Here is a 598-nt window from a genome sequence, read left to right as displayed (position 1 = left end):
TGTCCACACCGGGTGCCTTCGTGGAGTTCAGCCGGCAGCGCGGGCTGGCCCCCGACGGCCGCTGCAAGCCGTACGCGGACGCGGCGGACGGCACGGGCTGGTCCGAGGGTGTCGGCATGCTCCTTGTGGAGCGGCTGTCGGACGCGCGGAAGAACGGCCACCCGGTGCTGGCGATCGTGCGGGGTTCGGCGGTCAACCAGGACGGTGCCAGCAACGGTCTGACCGCGCCCAACGGCCCGTCTCAGCAGCGGGTGATCCGCGACGCGCTGGCGAGTGCCCGTCTGGCTGCCGCCGATGTGGACGTGGTGGAGGGCCACGGGACCGGTACGTCCCTGGGTGACCCGATCGAGGCGCAGGCGCTGTTGGCCACCTACGGCCAGGACCGGCCAGAGGGCCGTCCGCTGTGGCTGGGTTCGCTGAAGTCGAATCTCGGTCACACGCAGGCCGCGGCCGGGGTCGCGGGCGTCATCAAGATGGTGATGGCGATGCGGCATGGTGTGTTGCCGCAGTCGCTGCATGTGGATGAGCCGTCGCGGCAGGTGGACTGGTCGGCGGGTGAGGTGCGGCTGTTGACGGAGGCCACCCAGTGGCCTGAGAC

At 71.1% G+C, this 598-nt stretch carries 1 protein-coding gene; it reads left to right on the top strand.

Features of this window, described 5'->3' with window-relative positions; translation table 11 throughout:
* A partial coding sequence (locus KUM32_RS41640; RefSeq protein ID WP_217146820.1) for a beta-ketoacyl synthase N-terminal-like domain-containing protein occupies nt 1-598 on the top strand: 598 nt, incomplete at both ends.

It is taken from the genome of Streptomyces sp. AC627_RSS907 (genome assembly GCF_019049165.1).
Note: the sequence above shows the minus strand (reverse complement) of the source record. Positions and strands in the feature narration are given on the sequence as shown.